Origin of the sequence: Streptomyces sp. NPDC001194 (genome assembly GCF_042896985.1) — a bacterium.
GTDB lineage: Bacteria > Actinomycetota > Actinomycetes > Streptomycetales > Streptomycetaceae > Streptomyces.
In genome coordinates, this window is the sequence record NZ_JBIAXU010000003.1 from 415,207 (window position 1) to 429,201 (window position 13,995).

The 13,995-nt window shown below is 69.1% G+C and carries 14 protein-coding genes and 2 pseudogenes; 9 read left to right on the plus strand and 7 right to left on the minus strand.

What is annotated here, in order from left to right:
* Window positions 1-291 precede the first annotated feature (291 nt).
* Together dnaA (ACFY1T_RS09960) and dnaA (ACFY1T_RS09965) are read right to left on the minus strand one after the other, a co-directional pair.
* Window positions 292-1,419: pseudogene (gene dnaA / locus ACFY1T_RS09960) on the minus strand (chromosomal replication initiator protein DnaA); the annotation flags it as partial.
* A gap of 146 nt (window positions 1,420-1,565) precedes the next feature.
* A pseudogene (gene dnaA, locus ACFY1T_RS09965) lies at window positions 1,566-2,085 on the minus strand (chromosomal replication initiator protein DnaA); the annotation flags it as partial.
* A 355-nt stretch (window positions 2,086-2,440) separates the two neighbouring features.
* Between dnaA (ACFY1T_RS09965) and rpmH the strand changes: the two are divergent.
* The 9 genes from rpmH (at window position 2,441) to ACFY1T_RS10010 (ending at window position 8,922) form a co-directional block, all read left to right on the plus strand.
* On the plus strand, window positions 2,441-2,578 hold the full coding sequence (rpmH, locus tag ACFY1T_RS09970; protein WP_008741645.1) for a 50S ribosomal protein L34: 138 nt from the start codon (window positions 2,441-2,443) through the stop codon (window positions 2,576-2,578).
* A 21-nt stretch (window positions 2,579-2,599) separates the two neighbouring features.
* Window positions 2,600-2,974 carry a ribonuclease P protein component gene (rnpA, locus tag ACFY1T_RS09975; RefSeq protein ID WP_385585722.1) on the plus strand — a complete coding sequence of 125 codons (375 nt, stop codon included), beginning with the start codon at window positions 2,600-2,602 and terminating at the stop codon, window positions 2,972-2,974.
* Window positions 2,971-3,252, plus strand: a complete 282-nt coding sequence (gene yidD / locus ACFY1T_RS09980) for a membrane protein insertion efficiency factor YidD (RefSeq protein WP_078613072.1) — start codon at window positions 2,971-2,973, stop codon at window positions 3,250-3,252. The genes rnpA and yidD overlap by 4 nt, the downstream gene beginning before the upstream one ends.
* A gap of 3 nt (window positions 3,253-3,255) precedes the next feature.
* Window positions 3,256-4,359, plus strand: coding sequence for a membrane protein insertase YidC (gene yidC / locus ACFY1T_RS09985; RefSeq protein WP_390787744.1), 1,104 nt, complete (start codon window positions 3,256-3,258; stop codon window positions 4,357-4,359).
* A 15-nt stretch (window positions 4,360-4,374) separates the two neighbouring features.
* Window positions 4,375-4,887: a R3H domain-containing nucleic acid-binding protein gene (locus ACFY1T_RS09990; protein ID WP_030153171.1), complete on the plus strand. Its 513-nt coding sequence runs from the start codon at window positions 4,375-4,377 to the stop codon at window positions 4,885-4,887.
* Window positions 4,888-4,999: 112 nt separating this feature from the next.
* Complete coding sequence (gene rsmG / locus ACFY1T_RS09995; protein ID WP_037835282.1) at window positions 5,000-5,740, plus strand: 16S rRNA (guanine(527)-N(7))-methyltransferase RsmG; 741 nt, start codon at window positions 5,000-5,002, stop codon at window positions 5,738-5,740.
* A 246-nt stretch (window positions 5,741-5,986) separates the two neighbouring features.
* Window positions 5,987-7,072, plus strand: a complete 1,086-nt coding sequence (locus ACFY1T_RS10000) for an AAA family ATPase (RefSeq protein ID WP_078859986.1) — start codon at window positions 5,987-5,989, stop codon at window positions 7,070-7,072.
* Window positions 7,069-8,199, plus strand: a complete 1,131-nt coding sequence (locus ACFY1T_RS10005) for a ParB/RepB/Spo0J family partition protein (protein ID WP_390787745.1) — start codon at window positions 7,069-7,071, stop codon at window positions 8,197-8,199. Before ACFY1T_RS10000 ends, ACFY1T_RS10005 begins: the two co-directional genes overlap by 4 nt.
* A gap of 105 nt (window positions 8,200-8,304) precedes the next feature.
* Entirely contained in the window at window positions 8,305-8,922 is a 618-nt protein-coding gene (locus tag ACFY1T_RS10010; protein ID WP_030857720.1) for a GNAT family N-acetyltransferase, read from the plus strand.
* 85 nt (window positions 8,923-9,007) lie between these two features.
* Here ACFY1T_RS10010 and trxA read toward each other — a convergent pair whose 3' ends face one another.
* The 5 genes from trxA to ACFY1T_RS10035 form a co-directional block, all read right to left on the minus strand.
* Window positions 9,008-9,346, minus strand: a complete 339-nt coding sequence (gene trxA, locus ACFY1T_RS10015) for a thioredoxin (RefSeq protein ID WP_390787746.1) — start codon at window positions 9,344-9,346, stop codon at window positions 9,008-9,010.
* A 53-nt stretch (window positions 9,347-9,399) separates the two neighbouring features.
* Window positions 9,400-10,359, minus strand: a complete 960-nt coding sequence (gene trxB, locus ACFY1T_RS10020) for a thioredoxin-disulfide reductase (protein ID WP_030857724.1) — start codon at window positions 10,357-10,359, stop codon at window positions 9,400-9,402.
* 125 nt (window positions 10,360-10,484) lie between these two features.
* Window positions 10,485-11,420 carry an anti-sigma factor family protein gene (locus ACFY1T_RS10025; protein ID WP_390787747.1) on the minus strand — a complete coding sequence of 312 codons (936 nt, stop codon included), beginning with the start codon at window positions 11,418-11,420 and terminating at the stop codon, window positions 10,485-10,487.
* Complete coding sequence (gene sigM, locus ACFY1T_RS10030) at window positions 11,417-12,118, minus strand: RNA polymerase sigma factor SigM (RefSeq protein WP_390787748.1); 702 nt, start codon at window positions 12,116-12,118, stop codon at window positions 11,417-11,419. Before sigM ends, ACFY1T_RS10025 begins: the two co-directional genes overlap by 4 nt.
* 101 nt (window positions 12,119-12,219) lie before the next feature.
* On the minus strand, window positions 12,220-13,953 hold the full coding sequence (locus ACFY1T_RS10035; protein ID WP_390787749.1) for a protein kinase family protein: 1,734 nt from the start codon (window positions 13,951-13,953) through the stop codon (window positions 12,220-12,222).
* Window positions 13,954-13,995 lie beyond the last annotated feature (42 nt).

Here is a 13,995-nt window from a genome sequence, read left to right on the forward strand (position 1 = left end):
CCACAGGCTGTGGATGACGCTTGCGCACAAATCCACAGGGTTCTGACCAGTGCTGATGGTGCCTCATCCCGCGGCCCTGTGGACAGATTGTGGGTGACGGAACCCGTCCCCACCCTGTGGACGGAAGAAAGTCGGGGAATCTGTGGATGAGTTGCTCCACAGGGGGCGTATTCGAACAGACCAGGGGCGCGCGGACGAAGAAGGGCGCCCCCGAAGTACCCCGGGAGCGCCCTCTGAAAGCGTTTGGAGAGGCTCGGCCGGGCCCGCCGGCGCGGCCGAGAGGTCCTCGGCTCAGCCGTTCTTGATGCGGTTGGTGAGCTCGGTGACCTGGTTGTAGATGGACCGTCGCTCCGCCATCAGGGCCCGGATCTTGCGGTCCGCGTGCATGACCGTGGTGTGGTCGCGGCCGCCGAACTGCGCCCCGATCTTGGGCAGGGAGAGGTCCGTCAGCTCCCGGCACAGGTACATGGCGATCTGCCGGGCGGTGACCAGCACGCGGCTGCGCGAGGAGCCGCACAGGTCGTCCACGGTGAGGCCGAAGTAGTCCGCGGTCGCCGCCATGATGTCCGTCGCCGTGATCTCGGGTGCGGAGTCCTCGCCGCCGGGGATCAGGTTCTTGAGGACGTCCTCGGTCAGGCCCAGGTCGACCGGCTGCCGGTTCAGGCTCGCGAAGGCCGTGACCCGGATCAGCGCCCCCTCCAGCTCGCGGATGTTGCGCGAGATGCGGGAGGCGATGAACTCCAGTACCTCCGGCGGGGCGTTGAGCTGCTCCTGTACGGCCTTCTTGCGCAGGATCGCGATGCGGGTCTCCAGCTCGGGCGGCTGGACGTCGGTGATCAGGCCCCACTCGAAGCGGTTGCGGAGCCGGTCCTCCAGGGTGACGAGCTGCTTGGGCGGCCGGTCGGAGGACAGCACGATCTGCTTGTTGGCGTTGTGGAGCGTATTGAAGGTGTGGAAGAACTCCTCCTGCGTCGACTCCTTGCTCGCGAGGAACTGGATGTCGTCGACGAGCAGGATGTCCATCTCGCGGTAGCGCTTGCGGAACGCGTCGCCCTTGCCGTCGCGGATCGAGTTGATGAACTCGTTGGTGAACTCCTCGGAGCTCACGTACCGCACGCGGGTGCCGGGGTACAGGCTCCGCGCGTAGTGCCCGATGGCGTGCAGAAGATGCGTTTTGCCCAGACCCGATTCCCCGTAGATGAAGAGGGGGTTGTAGGCCTTGGCCGGTGCCTCGGCGACGGCCACCGCGGCCGCGTGCGCGAAGCGGTTGGACGCGCCGATGACGAACGTGTCGAACAGGTACTTGGGGTTGAGGCGGGCGGTCGGCTCCAGCGGGCCCGACGTCGAGCCGCCCGAGGAGGACGGGGGCGGCGCGGGCCGGCCGGGCGCCGGGCGCGGGGCCGGCTGCTCGTACTGCTGCTGCTCGTACTGATGGGACTGCTGGGGCTGGCGGGGCTCGTACTGCTGCTGCTCGTACTGCTGCTGGTCGAAGGAGCCCTGCTCGTACCCGCCGGGGTCGGACTGCTGGAGGTAGCCCGGCTGCGGGGAGGCGTACGGATCGCGCTCGGGAAAGCCGCCGAGGCGCGGCTGCTGCCAGCCGTAGTCGTCCTGCTGGCCGCCGCGGGGCCAGGAGCCGGGCTCGGGGCGCGACTGCTGGTAGTCCGGGTAGGCGGGGCGTGCGGTGGGGAGCTGGTCGTCGGAGGGCCCGCCGGGGCCGTTGTGACCGTTGTGGCCGCCGCCGCGCTGGTTGCCGTACGGCTCGTACGACTCGGAGCGCTGCTGGGTGGCCGCGGGCAGGGGCGCGGGCTCGCCGGCGGAGTCGTCCACGGTGATGGCGATGCGGATGGGGCGGCCGCATTCGCGGCTGAGCGCATCGCTGATCAGCGGGGCGAGCCGGCCCTCGAGGACGCGCTTGCCGTATTCGTTGGGGACGGCGAGCAGTGCGGTGTCGGCGACGAGGGCCAGGGGCTGGCAGCGCTCGACCCACTGCTTGTCCTTGGGCTCGATGGCCTGCTGTCCCTCCCCGAGGAGCTTTTCGAGCACCCTTGGCCACACTGCGGCAAGATCGGCAGGTACGTCAGCCACAGAGCACGCTCTCTCACAGGGGTCCCACGAATGTGTGGTTCTTTGGGACGGTCGGGACAAAAAAACCGGGATCAGACAACGGTAGTCAGGCCGACGGGTACGGTTCAAGTCGTTGTCCACAGCCTGTGCACAGTGTGGGGGCACGTCGCCTCGGTTTGACCGGATGGCGTAGCCGCGCGTACCGTAACGAGGTCGAGTTGTCGATGGCTGCTGCCGCCTGCCTACCGATGGGCGAAGATCACCTTTTGTGATCGTTTAGCGGTGCCACTCGGGCGAACACGCGAGTTTCCTCGTGGGCGCACGGTGACAGCCAGGCGATGTCCCGCCACAACGATTCATTCTCTGGAGCCCCCGAGTGAGCAAGCGCACCTTCCAGCCGAACAACCGCCGTCGTGCCAAGACCCACGGCTTCCGTCTCCGGATGCGTACCCGTGCCGGTCGCGCGATCCTCGCGAACCGCCGTGGCAAGGGCCGCGCAGCCCTTTCCGCGTAACAACGCGCAGGTCGTGACGTCGTGCTGTCTCCCGAAAATCGGCTGAGGCGGCGCGAGGACTTCGCGAGCGCGGTACGCCGAGGGCGTCGGGCTGGTCGCCCGCTCCTCGTCGTCCACCTACGTACAAGCGGTGCAACGGACCCGCACGAGCCGGGGGAGATCGATCCCTCGACGCGTGCGGGTTTCGTCGTCAGCAAGGCCGTGGGTGTCGCCGTCGTCCGTAACCGGGTAAAGCGCCGTTTGCGCCATCTTGTCCGCGAACGCCTCTCACAGCTGCCCGCCGGTAGCCTGGTGGTGGTGCGGGCATTGCCCGGCGCGGGTGATGCCGGTGTCGACGAACTGGCCCGGGACCTGGATGCCGCTCTGATGCGGCTCCTGGGAGGCGTGGCTCGATGAAGTACCCGCTGCTCGCATTGATCAAGCTGTACCAGTGGACCATCAGTCCGCTGCTCGGGCCGGTGTGCCGTTATTACCCCTCGTGCTCGCACTACGGGTTCACGGCCATCGACCGGCATGGTGCGGTGAAGGGGACGGTTCTGACCGGCTGGCGGATCCTGCGGTGCAATCCGTGGTCCGCCGGTGGTGTCGATCATGTCCCACCCCGTAAACGCCCGCGTTGGCACGAGCAGCTGCGCAGTGCGTTGCGTAGATCTCGCAATGCTCAAGGAGCCTGATTAGTGGACACGATTGCCAGTCTGTTCAGCTTTATCACCACGCCCGTCTCGTGGGTCATCGTCCAGTTCCACAGTCTGTACGGTGCGATCTTCGGCCCGGACAGCGGTTGGGCCTGGGGCCTGTCGATCGTGTCCCTGGTGGTCTTGATCCGTATCTGCTTGATCCCGCTCTTCGTGAAGCAGATCAAAGCGACGCGGGGCATGCAGGCGCTCCAGCCGAAGATGAAGGCGATCCAGGAGCGCTACAAGAACGACAAGCAGCGCCAGTCCGAAGAGATGATGAAGCTGTACAAGGAGACGGGTACCAACCCGCTCTCCTCGTGCCTTCCGATCATCGCGCAGTCCCCGTTCTTCTTCGCGCTGTACCACGTGCTCTCGGCCATCGCCAACGGCAAGACCATCGGCGTGATCAACGAGTCGCTGCTGGAGAGTGCCCGCCAGGCACACATCTTCGGTGCCCCGCTGGCGGCGAAGTTCACGGACAGCGAGGAGAAGGTCGCCGCGCTCGGTGCCTCTCTGACCGACGTCCGGATCGTGACCGCGGTCATGATCGTCCTGATGTCGCTGTCGCAGTTCTACACCCAGCGTCAGCTCATGCAGAAGAACGTCGACCTCTCGGTGAAGACGCCGTTCATGCAGCAGCAGAAGATGCTGATGTACATCTTCCCGCTGATCTTCGCCTTCATGGGCATCAACTTCCCCGTCGGCGTCCTCGTCTACTGGCTGACCACCAACGTGTGGACCATGGGCCAGCAGATGTACGTGATCAACCAGAACCCGACCCCCGGCAGCAAGGCCCAGGACCAGTACCTGACCCGCCTGCTGAAGCACGTCACCACGCACGGAGACGTCAAGGGCCGGGGCAAGAAGAAGATCGTCGCGGCGATCGTGGCCAAGGGCCCGGACCGCAACGACAACGAGCGCAAGTTCATCGCGGCTCTCACGAAGCAGGGTCTGGCTGCGCAGGCGGACGGGTCTGTGATCAAGAGCGCCGAGGCCACGGCCGACTCGGACGCTGCGAGCGGCGGTGCCGCCAAGCGGCAGCAGCCGAAGCGGCAGACGAAGTCGCAGCGCCAGACGCCCCCCAAGCCCTCTTCCAAGAAGTAAGAAGGAGTCCCTCCCGTGACGGAAGGCACCACCACCGCCGCCGCTGAGAGTGGCGACACCCTGACCCGCCTCGAGCAGGAGGGTGAGATCGCGGCCGACTACCTCGAGGGTCTGCTGGACATCGCCGACCTGGACGGGGACATCGACATGGACGTCGAGGCCGACCGGGCCGCGGTGTCGATCGTCAGTGACTCCGCCAGCCGCGATCTCCAGAAGCTCGTGGGCCGTGACGGTGAGGTCCTGGAGGCTCTGCAGGAGCTGACCCGCCTCGCCGTGCACCGCGAGACCGGGGACCGCAGCCGGCTGATGCTGGACATCGCGGGCTTCCGTGCGAAGAAGCGCGAGGAGCTGGCGGCGCTCGGTGCCCAGGCGGCGGCGGACGTGAAGGCTTCCGGTGAGCCGCTGAAGCTGGCGCCCATGACCCCCTTCGAGCGCAAGGTGGTCCACGACGCCGTGGCGGCCGCCGGTCTGAAGAGCGAGTCGGAGGGCGAGGAGCCGCAGCGCTTCGTCGTCGTGCTCCCGGCCTGATCGCAAGCCTGAGTGTTCGGCCCCGTCTGTGTCGCAGACGGGGCCGAAGTTTGTCAGCCTGGCAGTGCCGGTCCCGGCGGTGCCAGTTCGAGCAGTGCGTTTTCAACGATCCATGCGGTACGGAAGGACGGTCCCCGTGACGGAGGCAGCGGAGCTTCCCCCGGCGCCTGAAGAGGCGCGCGCGGTGTTCGGCGAGTTTTTCCCGGAAGCTGTGCGGTATGCGGAGCTGCTGGCGGACGCGGGGGTCAAGCGCGGCCTGATCGGCCCGCGCGAGGTGCCGCGGCTCTGGGAGCGGCACCTGCTGAACTGTGCGGTGCTCTCGGAGGTGGTGCCCGAGGGCGTCACCGTCTGCGATGTCGGCTCGGGTGCCGGCCTGCCCGGCATTCCACTGGCTCTGGTGCGGCGCGATTTGAAGATCACGTTGCTGGAGCCGCTGCTGCGGCGGACGACTTTCCTCCAGGAAGCCGTGGAGCTGCTGGGCCTGGACCACGTCACGGTGGTGCGCGGCCGCGCCGAGGAGATGCTCGGCAAGGTGCAGCCGGTGCACGTGGTGACGGCACGGGCCGTGGCTCCGCTGGACCGGCTGGCGGGCTGGGGCGTGCCCCTGCTGCGTCCGTACGGCGAGATGCTGGCGCTCAAGGGCGACACCGCCGAGGAGGAGCTGGTGGCGGCGAAGACCGCACTGGCGAAGCTCGGTGTGGTGAAGACCTCGGTGCTGCAGGTGGGCGAAGGTGTGGTGGATCCCCTGTCCACCGTCGTCCGGGTGGAGGTCGGAGAAAGCCCCGGTGGGGTGAGGTTCGCGGCCAAGCGGGCTAAGGCCGCGCGCACCAGCCGGACCCGTCGGCGCCGCTGATTTCCGGGGCATTGAGCCCTATAGGTATGGATTTCGGAGTGTCGTAGCGGCCCGAAGACCCTGTCTGGGCACTGTCCGGGCATCGTGTTTCACGTGAAACATCGCTCTCTGCTGCACGGAATCATCAGCCGCGGCCGTGCGGCCGCGTCCCCCCGTTCCCGTAAGGGAGACGGGGGGACGGAGTTGTCCACAACGGTGGATTCATCCACAGGAGTACGGGCCCCGCTGGTTCGCGACCCGGGTGTCATGGCAGGCTCTGTTCATCGCGAGCCTGATGTGGAGGAGAGTGACACCGTGCGGTCCGACGCCAACCTCGCGGGGCCGATGGCCGACCCGGTCCCCGGTCCCCGCTCTGAATCAGCGGGGGACGATGTTTCACGTGAAACATCGTCGCCTCTTGTAGACAACGACACGCCCATCGGCCGTGCCGCCCAGCTGGCGGTCGAGGCGCTGGGGCGTGCCGGCGCGGGGCTCCCCCGGCCGGCGCAGACCCGGGTCATCGTGGTCGCCAACCAGAAGGGCGGCGTGGGCAAGACCACGACGACCGTGAACCTGGCTGCCTCCCTGGCCCTGCACGGTGCGCGCGTTCTGGTGGTCGACCTCGACCCGCAGGGCAACGCGTCCACGGCGCTCGGTATCGACCACCACGCGGATGTGCCTTCGATCTACGACGTGCTCGTGGACAGCCGACCGCTGCTGGAGGTCGTCCAGCCGGTGGTGGACGTGGAGGGGCTCTTCTGTGCTCCTGCCACGATCGACCTCGCGGGCGCGGAGATCGAGCTGGTGTCCCTGGTGGCTCGCGAAAGCCGGCTCCAGCGGGCCATCCAGGCGTACGAGCAGCCGCTGGACTACATCCTGATCGACTGCCCGCCCTCGCTGGGGCTGCTGACGGTGAACGCGCTGGTGGCCGGCGCCGAGGTGCTGATCCCGATCCAGTGCGAGTACTACGCGCTGGAGGGACTGGGCCAGCTGCTGCGCAATGTCGACCTGGTGCGGGCTCACCTGAACCCGTCGCTGCACGTGTCGACGATCCTGCTGACCATGTACGACGGCAGGACCCGGCTGGCTTCGCAGGTGGCGGAGGAGGTGCGCACTCACTTCGGCAAGGAGGTGCTGCGCACGAGCATCCCGCGTTCGGTCCGCATTTCCGAGGCGCCGAGTTACGGCCAGACGGTGCTCACCTACGATCCGGGTTCGAGTGGTTCTCTCTCCTATCTGGAAGCGGCGCGCGAGATCGCGCTGCGGGGGGCCGGAATTTCGTACGACGCCCAGCACGCCCATCTGGGCACGGGCATGAACAGCACGCAGAGTGTGGCGGAGGGGATCCAGTGAGTGAGCGACGTAGGGGTCTGGGGCGGGGGCTCGGCGCGCTGATCCCCGCCGCTCCCCAGGAGAAGACGCCGCCGGTGATCGGTGCCGGCTCGACGTCTCCGTCGGCGGTGCCGACGTTGCCTTCGGAGCGCGGGGTCGCGGCGGCGAAGCTGGCTTCGCTGGCGCAGGCCGATGTGTCACTGGGGGCCTCCCCAGCGGTGGCCGGAGGGGAAACATCGTTTGCGGCGACGACTGCGGTTGCCGTCGTGGATGAGCCGGCGACGCTGGAGCCCGAGGCCAATGTGGTGGCCGGAGCGACGTTCGCCGAGCTTCCGATGGACTCGATCACGCCGAACCCGCGGCAGCCCCGCGAGGTGTTCGACGAGGACGCGCTTGCGGAGCTGGTCACCTCCATCCAGGAGGTGGGTCTGCTTCAGCCGGTGGTCGTGCGGCAGTCGGCTCCGGACCGCTACGAGCTCATCATGGGTGAGCGTCGCTGGCGCGCCTGCCGTGAGGCTGGGCTGGAGCGCATTCCTGCGATCATCCGGGCGACGGACGACGAGAAGCTGCTGCTGGACGCGCTGCTGGAGAACCTGCACCGGGCGCAGCTGAACCCCCTGGAGGAGGCGGCCGCGTACGACCAGCTGCTCCAGGACTTCAACTGCACGCACGACCAGCTGGCGGATCGGATCGGGCGTTCGCGTCCGCAGGTGTCGAACACGCTGCGCCTTCTGAAGCTCTCGCCCCCGGTCCAGCGCCGGGTGGCCGCGGGCGTGCTGTCCGCCGGACATGCGCGGGCCCTGCTGTCGGTGGAGCACTCCGAGGCGCAGGACAAGCTGGCGCACCGGATCGTGGCCGAGGGACTCTCGGTGCGAGCGGTCGAGGAGATCGTCTCGCTCATGGGCTCCGAGCCCGAGGGGCCCGTGAAGCCGAAGGGGCCGCGTGCCGGTACCCGGGTGGCTCCGGCGCTCAGTGAACTGGCGACGCGGCTGTCGGACCGGTTCGAGACGCGCGTGAAGGTGGATCTGGGCCAGAAGAAGGGCAAGATCACCGTCGAGTTCGCCTCGATGGAGGATCTGGAGCGGATTCTGGGGACGCTGGCGCCGGGCGAGGGCCGGGTGCTGGAACAGGGTCTGTCCGGGGAGTGAGTCCCCGGCCGCCGAGGGGCGGATCGTGCCGGTGTGAACCGGGGCGGTCCGCCCCTTTGCCTTGTCGCGGTTTCGCCCGATTCGGGCTGTGGATACGATGCGCTCATGGGGCGTCGGTTGGTACCACTCACGCTGGACAACCTGCAGGACCTGCCTCGGCGTTGCCGGTCCTGTGTGTTCTGGGAGTTGGATCCCGTCAGCGGTGAGGCCGCCGTGAAGGCGGGGACTCCTGCGCTGGAGAAGGAGGCGTGGATCTCCGCCGTCCTGCTGGAGTGGGGCTCCTGCGGCCGCGTGGTCTACGTGGACGAGATCCCGGTGGGGTTCGTGCTGTACGCGCCGCCGGCGTATGTGCCGAGGGCCGCTTCGTTTCCGACGAGTCCGGTGTCCCCGGACGCGGTGCAGCTGATCACGGCGTGGATCATGCCGGGCTATCAAGGCCAGGGCTTGGGGCGGGTGATGGTCCAGACGGTGGCCAAGGACCTTTTGCGGCGCGGGTTCCGGGCGATCGAGGCGTTCGGGGACGCGCGCTGGGAGGGCCCGGCCTGCCTGTTGCCGGCGGACCACCTGCTGGCCGTGGGCTTCAAGACGGTGCGGCCGCACCCTGTCCATCCGCGACTGCGGCTGGAGATGCGCTCGACGCTCTCGTGGAAGGAAGACGTGGAGCTCGCGTTGGACCGGCTGCTCGGCGCGGCACGGAAGGAGCCCGCGCTGCGGCCGCTGTGATGTGCGAACGGGGCCGCCCCCTCGAGGGAGCGGCCCCGTTTCACGTGAAACATCCGCGGCTGTCGCCGGGCGGAGGTTCCAACCGTCAGACGGCGGGCTTGATGGTCACGAAGCCGTCGAGGTCACGCAGGATGGCGGCCTTCGGCTTGGCGCCGACGATGGTCTTGACGACCTCGCCGCCCTTGTAGACGTTGAGGGTCGGGATGGACATGACGCCGTACTTGGCGGCCGTGTCCGGGTTCTGGTCGATGTTGAGCTTGACGATCTCGATCTCGTCGCCGTACTCGGCCGCGATGGCCTCCAGGGACGGGGCGATCTGGCGGCACGGGCCGCACCACTCGGCCCAGAAGTCCACCAGGACGGGCTTGTCGCTGTTCAGGACTGCGGCGTCGAAGTCGGCGTCGGTCACGCTCTTGAGGGCCACTGCGGCCTCCTTGTTCTTTCCTGCGGGGTGTGGGGTGTGAGAGTGGGTGAGGGTCAGACCGTCGCGTGCGCCTTCTCGGCGTCCGCGAGGGCCGAGAGGAAGCGCTCGGCGTCCAGGGCTGCGGAGCAGCCGGTGCCCGCGGCGGTGATGGCCTGACGGTACGTGTGGTCCACGACGTCTCCTGCGCCGAACACGCCAGTGAGGTTGGTCCGCGTCGAGGGGGCGTCGACCTTGAGGTAGCCCTCCCCGTCGAGCTCCAGCTGGTCCTTGAACAGCTCGGTGCGCGGGTCGTGGCCGACGGCGATGAACAGGCCCGTCACGGGGAGCTCGGAGGTCTCACCGGTCTTGGTGTTGCGCAGCGTGAGACCGGAGAGCTTCTGCTCGCCGTGGATCTCCGCGACCTCGCTGTCCCAGGCGAACTTGATCTTCGGGTCGGCGAAGGCGCGGTCCTGCATGGCCTTGGAGGCACGCAGGCTGTCACGGCGGTGCACGATGGTGACGGACTTGGCGAAGCGCGAGAGGAAGGTGGCCTCCTCGATGGCGGTGTCGCCACCACCGACGACGGCGATGTCCTGGTCCTTGAAGAAGAACCCGTCACAGGTGGCGCACCAGGAGACACCGCGGCCGGACAGGGCGTCCTCGTTGGGGAGCCCGAGCTTGCGGTGCTGGGAGCCGGTGGTGACGATCACGGCCTTGGCGCGGTGCACGGTGCCGGCGGTGTCGGTGACGGTCTTGATGTCACCCGTGAGGTCCACGGAAACGACGTCGTCGGGGACGAGCTCGGCGCCGAAGCGCTCGGCCTGGCCGCGCATGTTGTCCATGAGGTCCGGACCCATGATGCCGTCCTGGAAGCCGGGGAAGTTCTCGACCTCGGTGGTGTTCATCAGCGCGCCACCCGCGGTGACCGCGCCTTCGAAGACCAGCGGCTTGAGCGAAGCGCGTGCGGTGTACAGGGCGGCGGTGTAGCCGGCCGGCCCGGAACCGATGATGATCACGTTTCGAACGTCGCTCACGGGTTTCTTCCTCGTCTCTGTGGACTGCACGCTGCTGCCGGAGGGGCCGGTGTGTTGTCTCACCCCACCCAACGGATCCTACGGCGCATGCATTCCCGACCCGCTCCCTTGCGGTCCCGAAGGTGTCAGCTTCGAGGATATGTCCTGGTCAGCAGTGGTTTGTCAGATCCGGCGGACGGGGTCTTCGTGCACGCGGCAGCCACCAGGTAGGCATCCACACGGGCTGGGTCGCCGGGGTGCGGCAGGACGAGGAGGTAGGCCTCGGCGCCCTGGTAGCTGCCCTGTTCGGCCGCGAGCGGGGTGTCGGGGCGACCGGTGGCCTGCTGGACACAGGCCGGCACCGAGGAGGCGGTCGTGCGGTTGCCTTCGCCCGGAGCCAGGTCCGGCGGGGGCGTGGTGCTCTTGTCCAATCCGTACGTGTTGTTCTGCTGCTCCTCCTGAGGGACGGCGGTCTTCGCCCCCGGTCCGGAGGCCAGGAGCCGGCGCACGTTGTCCTGGAGGCCCTGCGCGGTGTACGTGCCGTCGGCGGGGGCCGCGGCTGCCGTGCTCGTCGCGGAGCTGCGGGCGGCGGTGTCCGGAGAGCCGGTCCCGAGCAGGTTGGCGGCGAGGAAGATGCCGAGGGCGCAGGCGGCGGCTCCGGACAGGCCGGCGATGACGGCGATCCGGCGGCGGGCGCGACGGCGCCCGGGACCGGTTGCTCCGGCCGGGTGACCGGCGGGTCGCCCGATACCGGGACCCGAAGGTGAGGCAGGCGATGTTTCACGTGAAACATCGGAGGCGGGGGCCGCCTCCGCCCGCGGCGCGGTGGAGTCGAGGAGGGCTTCGGCGGCGAGGGCCGCGTCGATGCGGCCGGCGATGTCGGAGGGCATCCTGGGCGGCCCCGGCAGCGTGCCGAGGAGTCCCCGGATCTCCTCCAGGGAGGCGAGGACGTCGGCGCACAGGGGGCAGTCGCCCAGGTGGCGGCGTACCTCCCCGGCCCTCACCGGGGAGAGGAGCCCTTCGGTCAGGTCGGAGATCTCCGAGACGTCAGGGTGCCGGATCGTGCCGGTTGTGGGAGTCACGTTCGTCCACCTCCGCCCTTCACCGTGTCTGCGTCTGGGGCTGGCTGACTGGGGTCTGCCGCTGGTGGGACGGCTGTCCCCGGCGTCCGGTTCCTTCCCCGCTCGGCGGCGGTGTTATCCCCGGCATTCGAGCGCAGATGAGTGAGCATCGGGAGGAGTTTCGCCCGGCCGCGCGCGCACCGGCTCTTCACGGTGCCGGTGGGGACGTCGAGGATGCGGGCGGCCTCGGCGACGGGGTATCCCTGCATGTCGACGAGGACCAGGACGGCCCGCTGATCGGCCGGGAGGGTGCTGAGAGCGGCCAGGAGCTGCCGATGGAGGTCGTGGCGCTCCGCCGGTGCCTCGGCGGACTCGTGGGGCTCCAGGAGGCGCTCCAGGCGCTCCGTGTCGTCCAGCGGCGAGGTCTTGCGGGAGGCGGCTTTGCGGGCCCGGTCGAGGCAGGCATTGACGGTGATGCGGTGCAGCCAGGTGGTGACGGCCGATTCGCCGCGGAACGTGTGGGCGGCCCGATAGGCGGAGACGAGGGCGTCCTGCACGGCGTCGGCGGCTTCCTCGCGGTCGCCGAGGGTGCGCAGGGCCACGGCCCACAGTCGATCACGGTGCCGCCGGACGAGTTCCCCGAAGGCATCGGGATCACCGGCGGCGTGCAGCGCCAGCAGCTCCTGGTCGCTCCGGTCGTCTCCCGTTGCTGAATGCATCACACCTCCCCTCCGGAAGGGAGCGTACGGGTCGGGCGGGACGAATACGAGGGACCGCTGCCCAGTTGGCGCAGCGGTCCCGTATCCGTGGCGGCCCGGTCCTACTCGGCCGTGCCGAGCACCTTGATCTCGTTGATGCCGCCCCGGTAGCCGCCGTCCGAATCGGAGGGCAGCGAGGTGATGTGGATCACCAGGTAGCGGGTCTTCAGCGGGGTTTCCAGGGTGGTCTTCAGGTTCTTCCCCGCGGTGGTCAGCTTGACGACCTCGTGGGAGAAGCCCGAGAGGGACCGGGGCTGATTGGCCTCCGGAGAGGCGGCCCGAACCTCGACCTTCTGCCCGGCCGCGTACAAGTCGACGCTGAGGCCCGCCACCTCCTGGACGCTGCCGAGGTCGACGATGATGCCGCTGCCGTCGTCGTAGCTGTCCAGGTTGCCGAAGTTGGGGTAGCCGTAGAACACCTTGGTGATCCAGGCGGAGTCGCCGTTGCCGTCGACGGCCTTGTCCGCGTCCTCCGGCTTGATCGGGTCCTTGCCGAAGGTGGTGGCGTTGGCGATCTGCAGGGGCTTGCCCGGGTTGCTCGGCTTGGGCCCCTTGGAGGACTCGTCGGGATTGGGCTGCTGGGTGGAGCCGTTGCTGCCGGTGTCGCCCTTGACGCGTTCCAGGAGCGTGTCGGCGAGCTGCCAGCTGCCCAGGCCGAGCGCGGCGATGAGCAGGGCGGCCACGCCCCACTTCAGGACGCGTCCGGTGCGGCTCTGCAGCGGGGGCGGCGGCGGGATGGCCATGGTGTGGCTGCCCGGTCCGCCGGGGTGCGGCTGCGGACGGCCGTAGCTGCCCTGCTGATAGGTGGTGTGCTGGTACTCCGGCGGAGCGGTGAAAGCGGGCTCCGGCGGCCGGATGCGGGGCATCGCGGCGACGGCCTTCGCCAGTTCCTCCGGGGTGGTGCAGGGCGGCTCCTGCCGGGAGGCGGTGGCCCCGTCGTTGGCGAGGGCTCGCATGGCGAGCTCCCCCAGCCCCCGGTGCACTCCGGCACGGACCTGGTCGGGCGCGATCAGGCCGACGCCCTTGGGCAGGCCGGTCAGACCGTACGCGTCCTCCTCGTACGGCCAGCGCTGCGTCAGAGCGGCGTACAGGAGGGCGCCGATGGCCTCGGTGTCCGAGCGCTGCGGGGTGTCGCTGGTGATGCCGCGCAGGGCGGCGTTCACGGCGAGCCCGCGGATGCGGTACTGGCCCGTGGAGGTCCGCAGTATGGCGCTGGGCGTCAGCCGCAGGTGGGCCAGGCCTTCGCGGTGCGCGGCGGCCATCGCCTGGGACACCTGGGTGACGAGCTGGTAGGCCTCGTGGGGCTCCAGAGGGCCCGAGGCCAGGATCGCGGTCAGCTCGGTGGCGTCGGGCAGCCACTCGTGGACGACGTAGACGAGGTCGTTCTCCTCGACGGCGTCGAGGACGTGGACGAACCTCGGGTCGCCGAGCAGCGCGGAGGAGCGGGCCGCGGCCAGGACGGCGCGGGCCCGCGGGTGGTCGGCGGGCAGCAGGTGGACGCCCACGGCACGGCGCAGCTTCTCGTCCATGGCGCGCCAGCTGCTGAATCCGTCCAGACGGGTGACGCACTCTTCGAGGCGGTAGCGCCTGGCGAGCTTGTGGCCGCTGTGGAGTTCGGGGGCGGCAGCAGGAGCCGCTTTCCTGCGTTCGCCGTCCTTTTCGGGCATGGGTCCGTCCGCGGCTCGTCCGTTCTGGGTGTCCACCCCGTCGGCCGTGGCCTTCGCCGCATCTGCGGCCGGCGGCTCGTCGCCGCCGTTGTCGGCCACGTCGACGGCAGCCGTGCTACGTTCCGCCACCGTCGTTCCTGCCTCCCCATCCGTTACGCGCTGTCGGCCAGT

What these genes read in the sequence shown, in the direction of transcription:
- yidD (WP_078613072.1), top strand. Translation starts at nt 2,971, where the DNA reads ATGAAGTACCCGCTGCTCGCATTGATCAAGCTGTACCAGTGGACCATC.
- rsmG (WP_037835282.1), top strand. Translation starts at nt 5,000, where the DNA reads ATGCGGTACGGAAGGACGGTCCCCGTGACGGAGGCAGCGGAGCTTCCC.
- ACFY1T_RS10000 (WP_078859986.1), top strand. Translation starts at nt 5,987, where the DNA reads ATGGCAGGCTCTGTTCATCGCGAGCCTGATGTGGAGGAGAGTGACACC.
- ACFY1T_RS10010 (WP_030857720.1), top strand. Translation starts at nt 8,305, where the DNA reads ATGGGGCGTCGGTTGGTACCACTCACGCTGGACAACCTGCAGGACCTG.
- sigM (WP_390787748.1), bottom strand. Translation starts at nt 12,118, where the DNA reads ATGCATTCAGCAACGGGAGACGACCGGAGCGACCAGGAGCTGCTGGCG.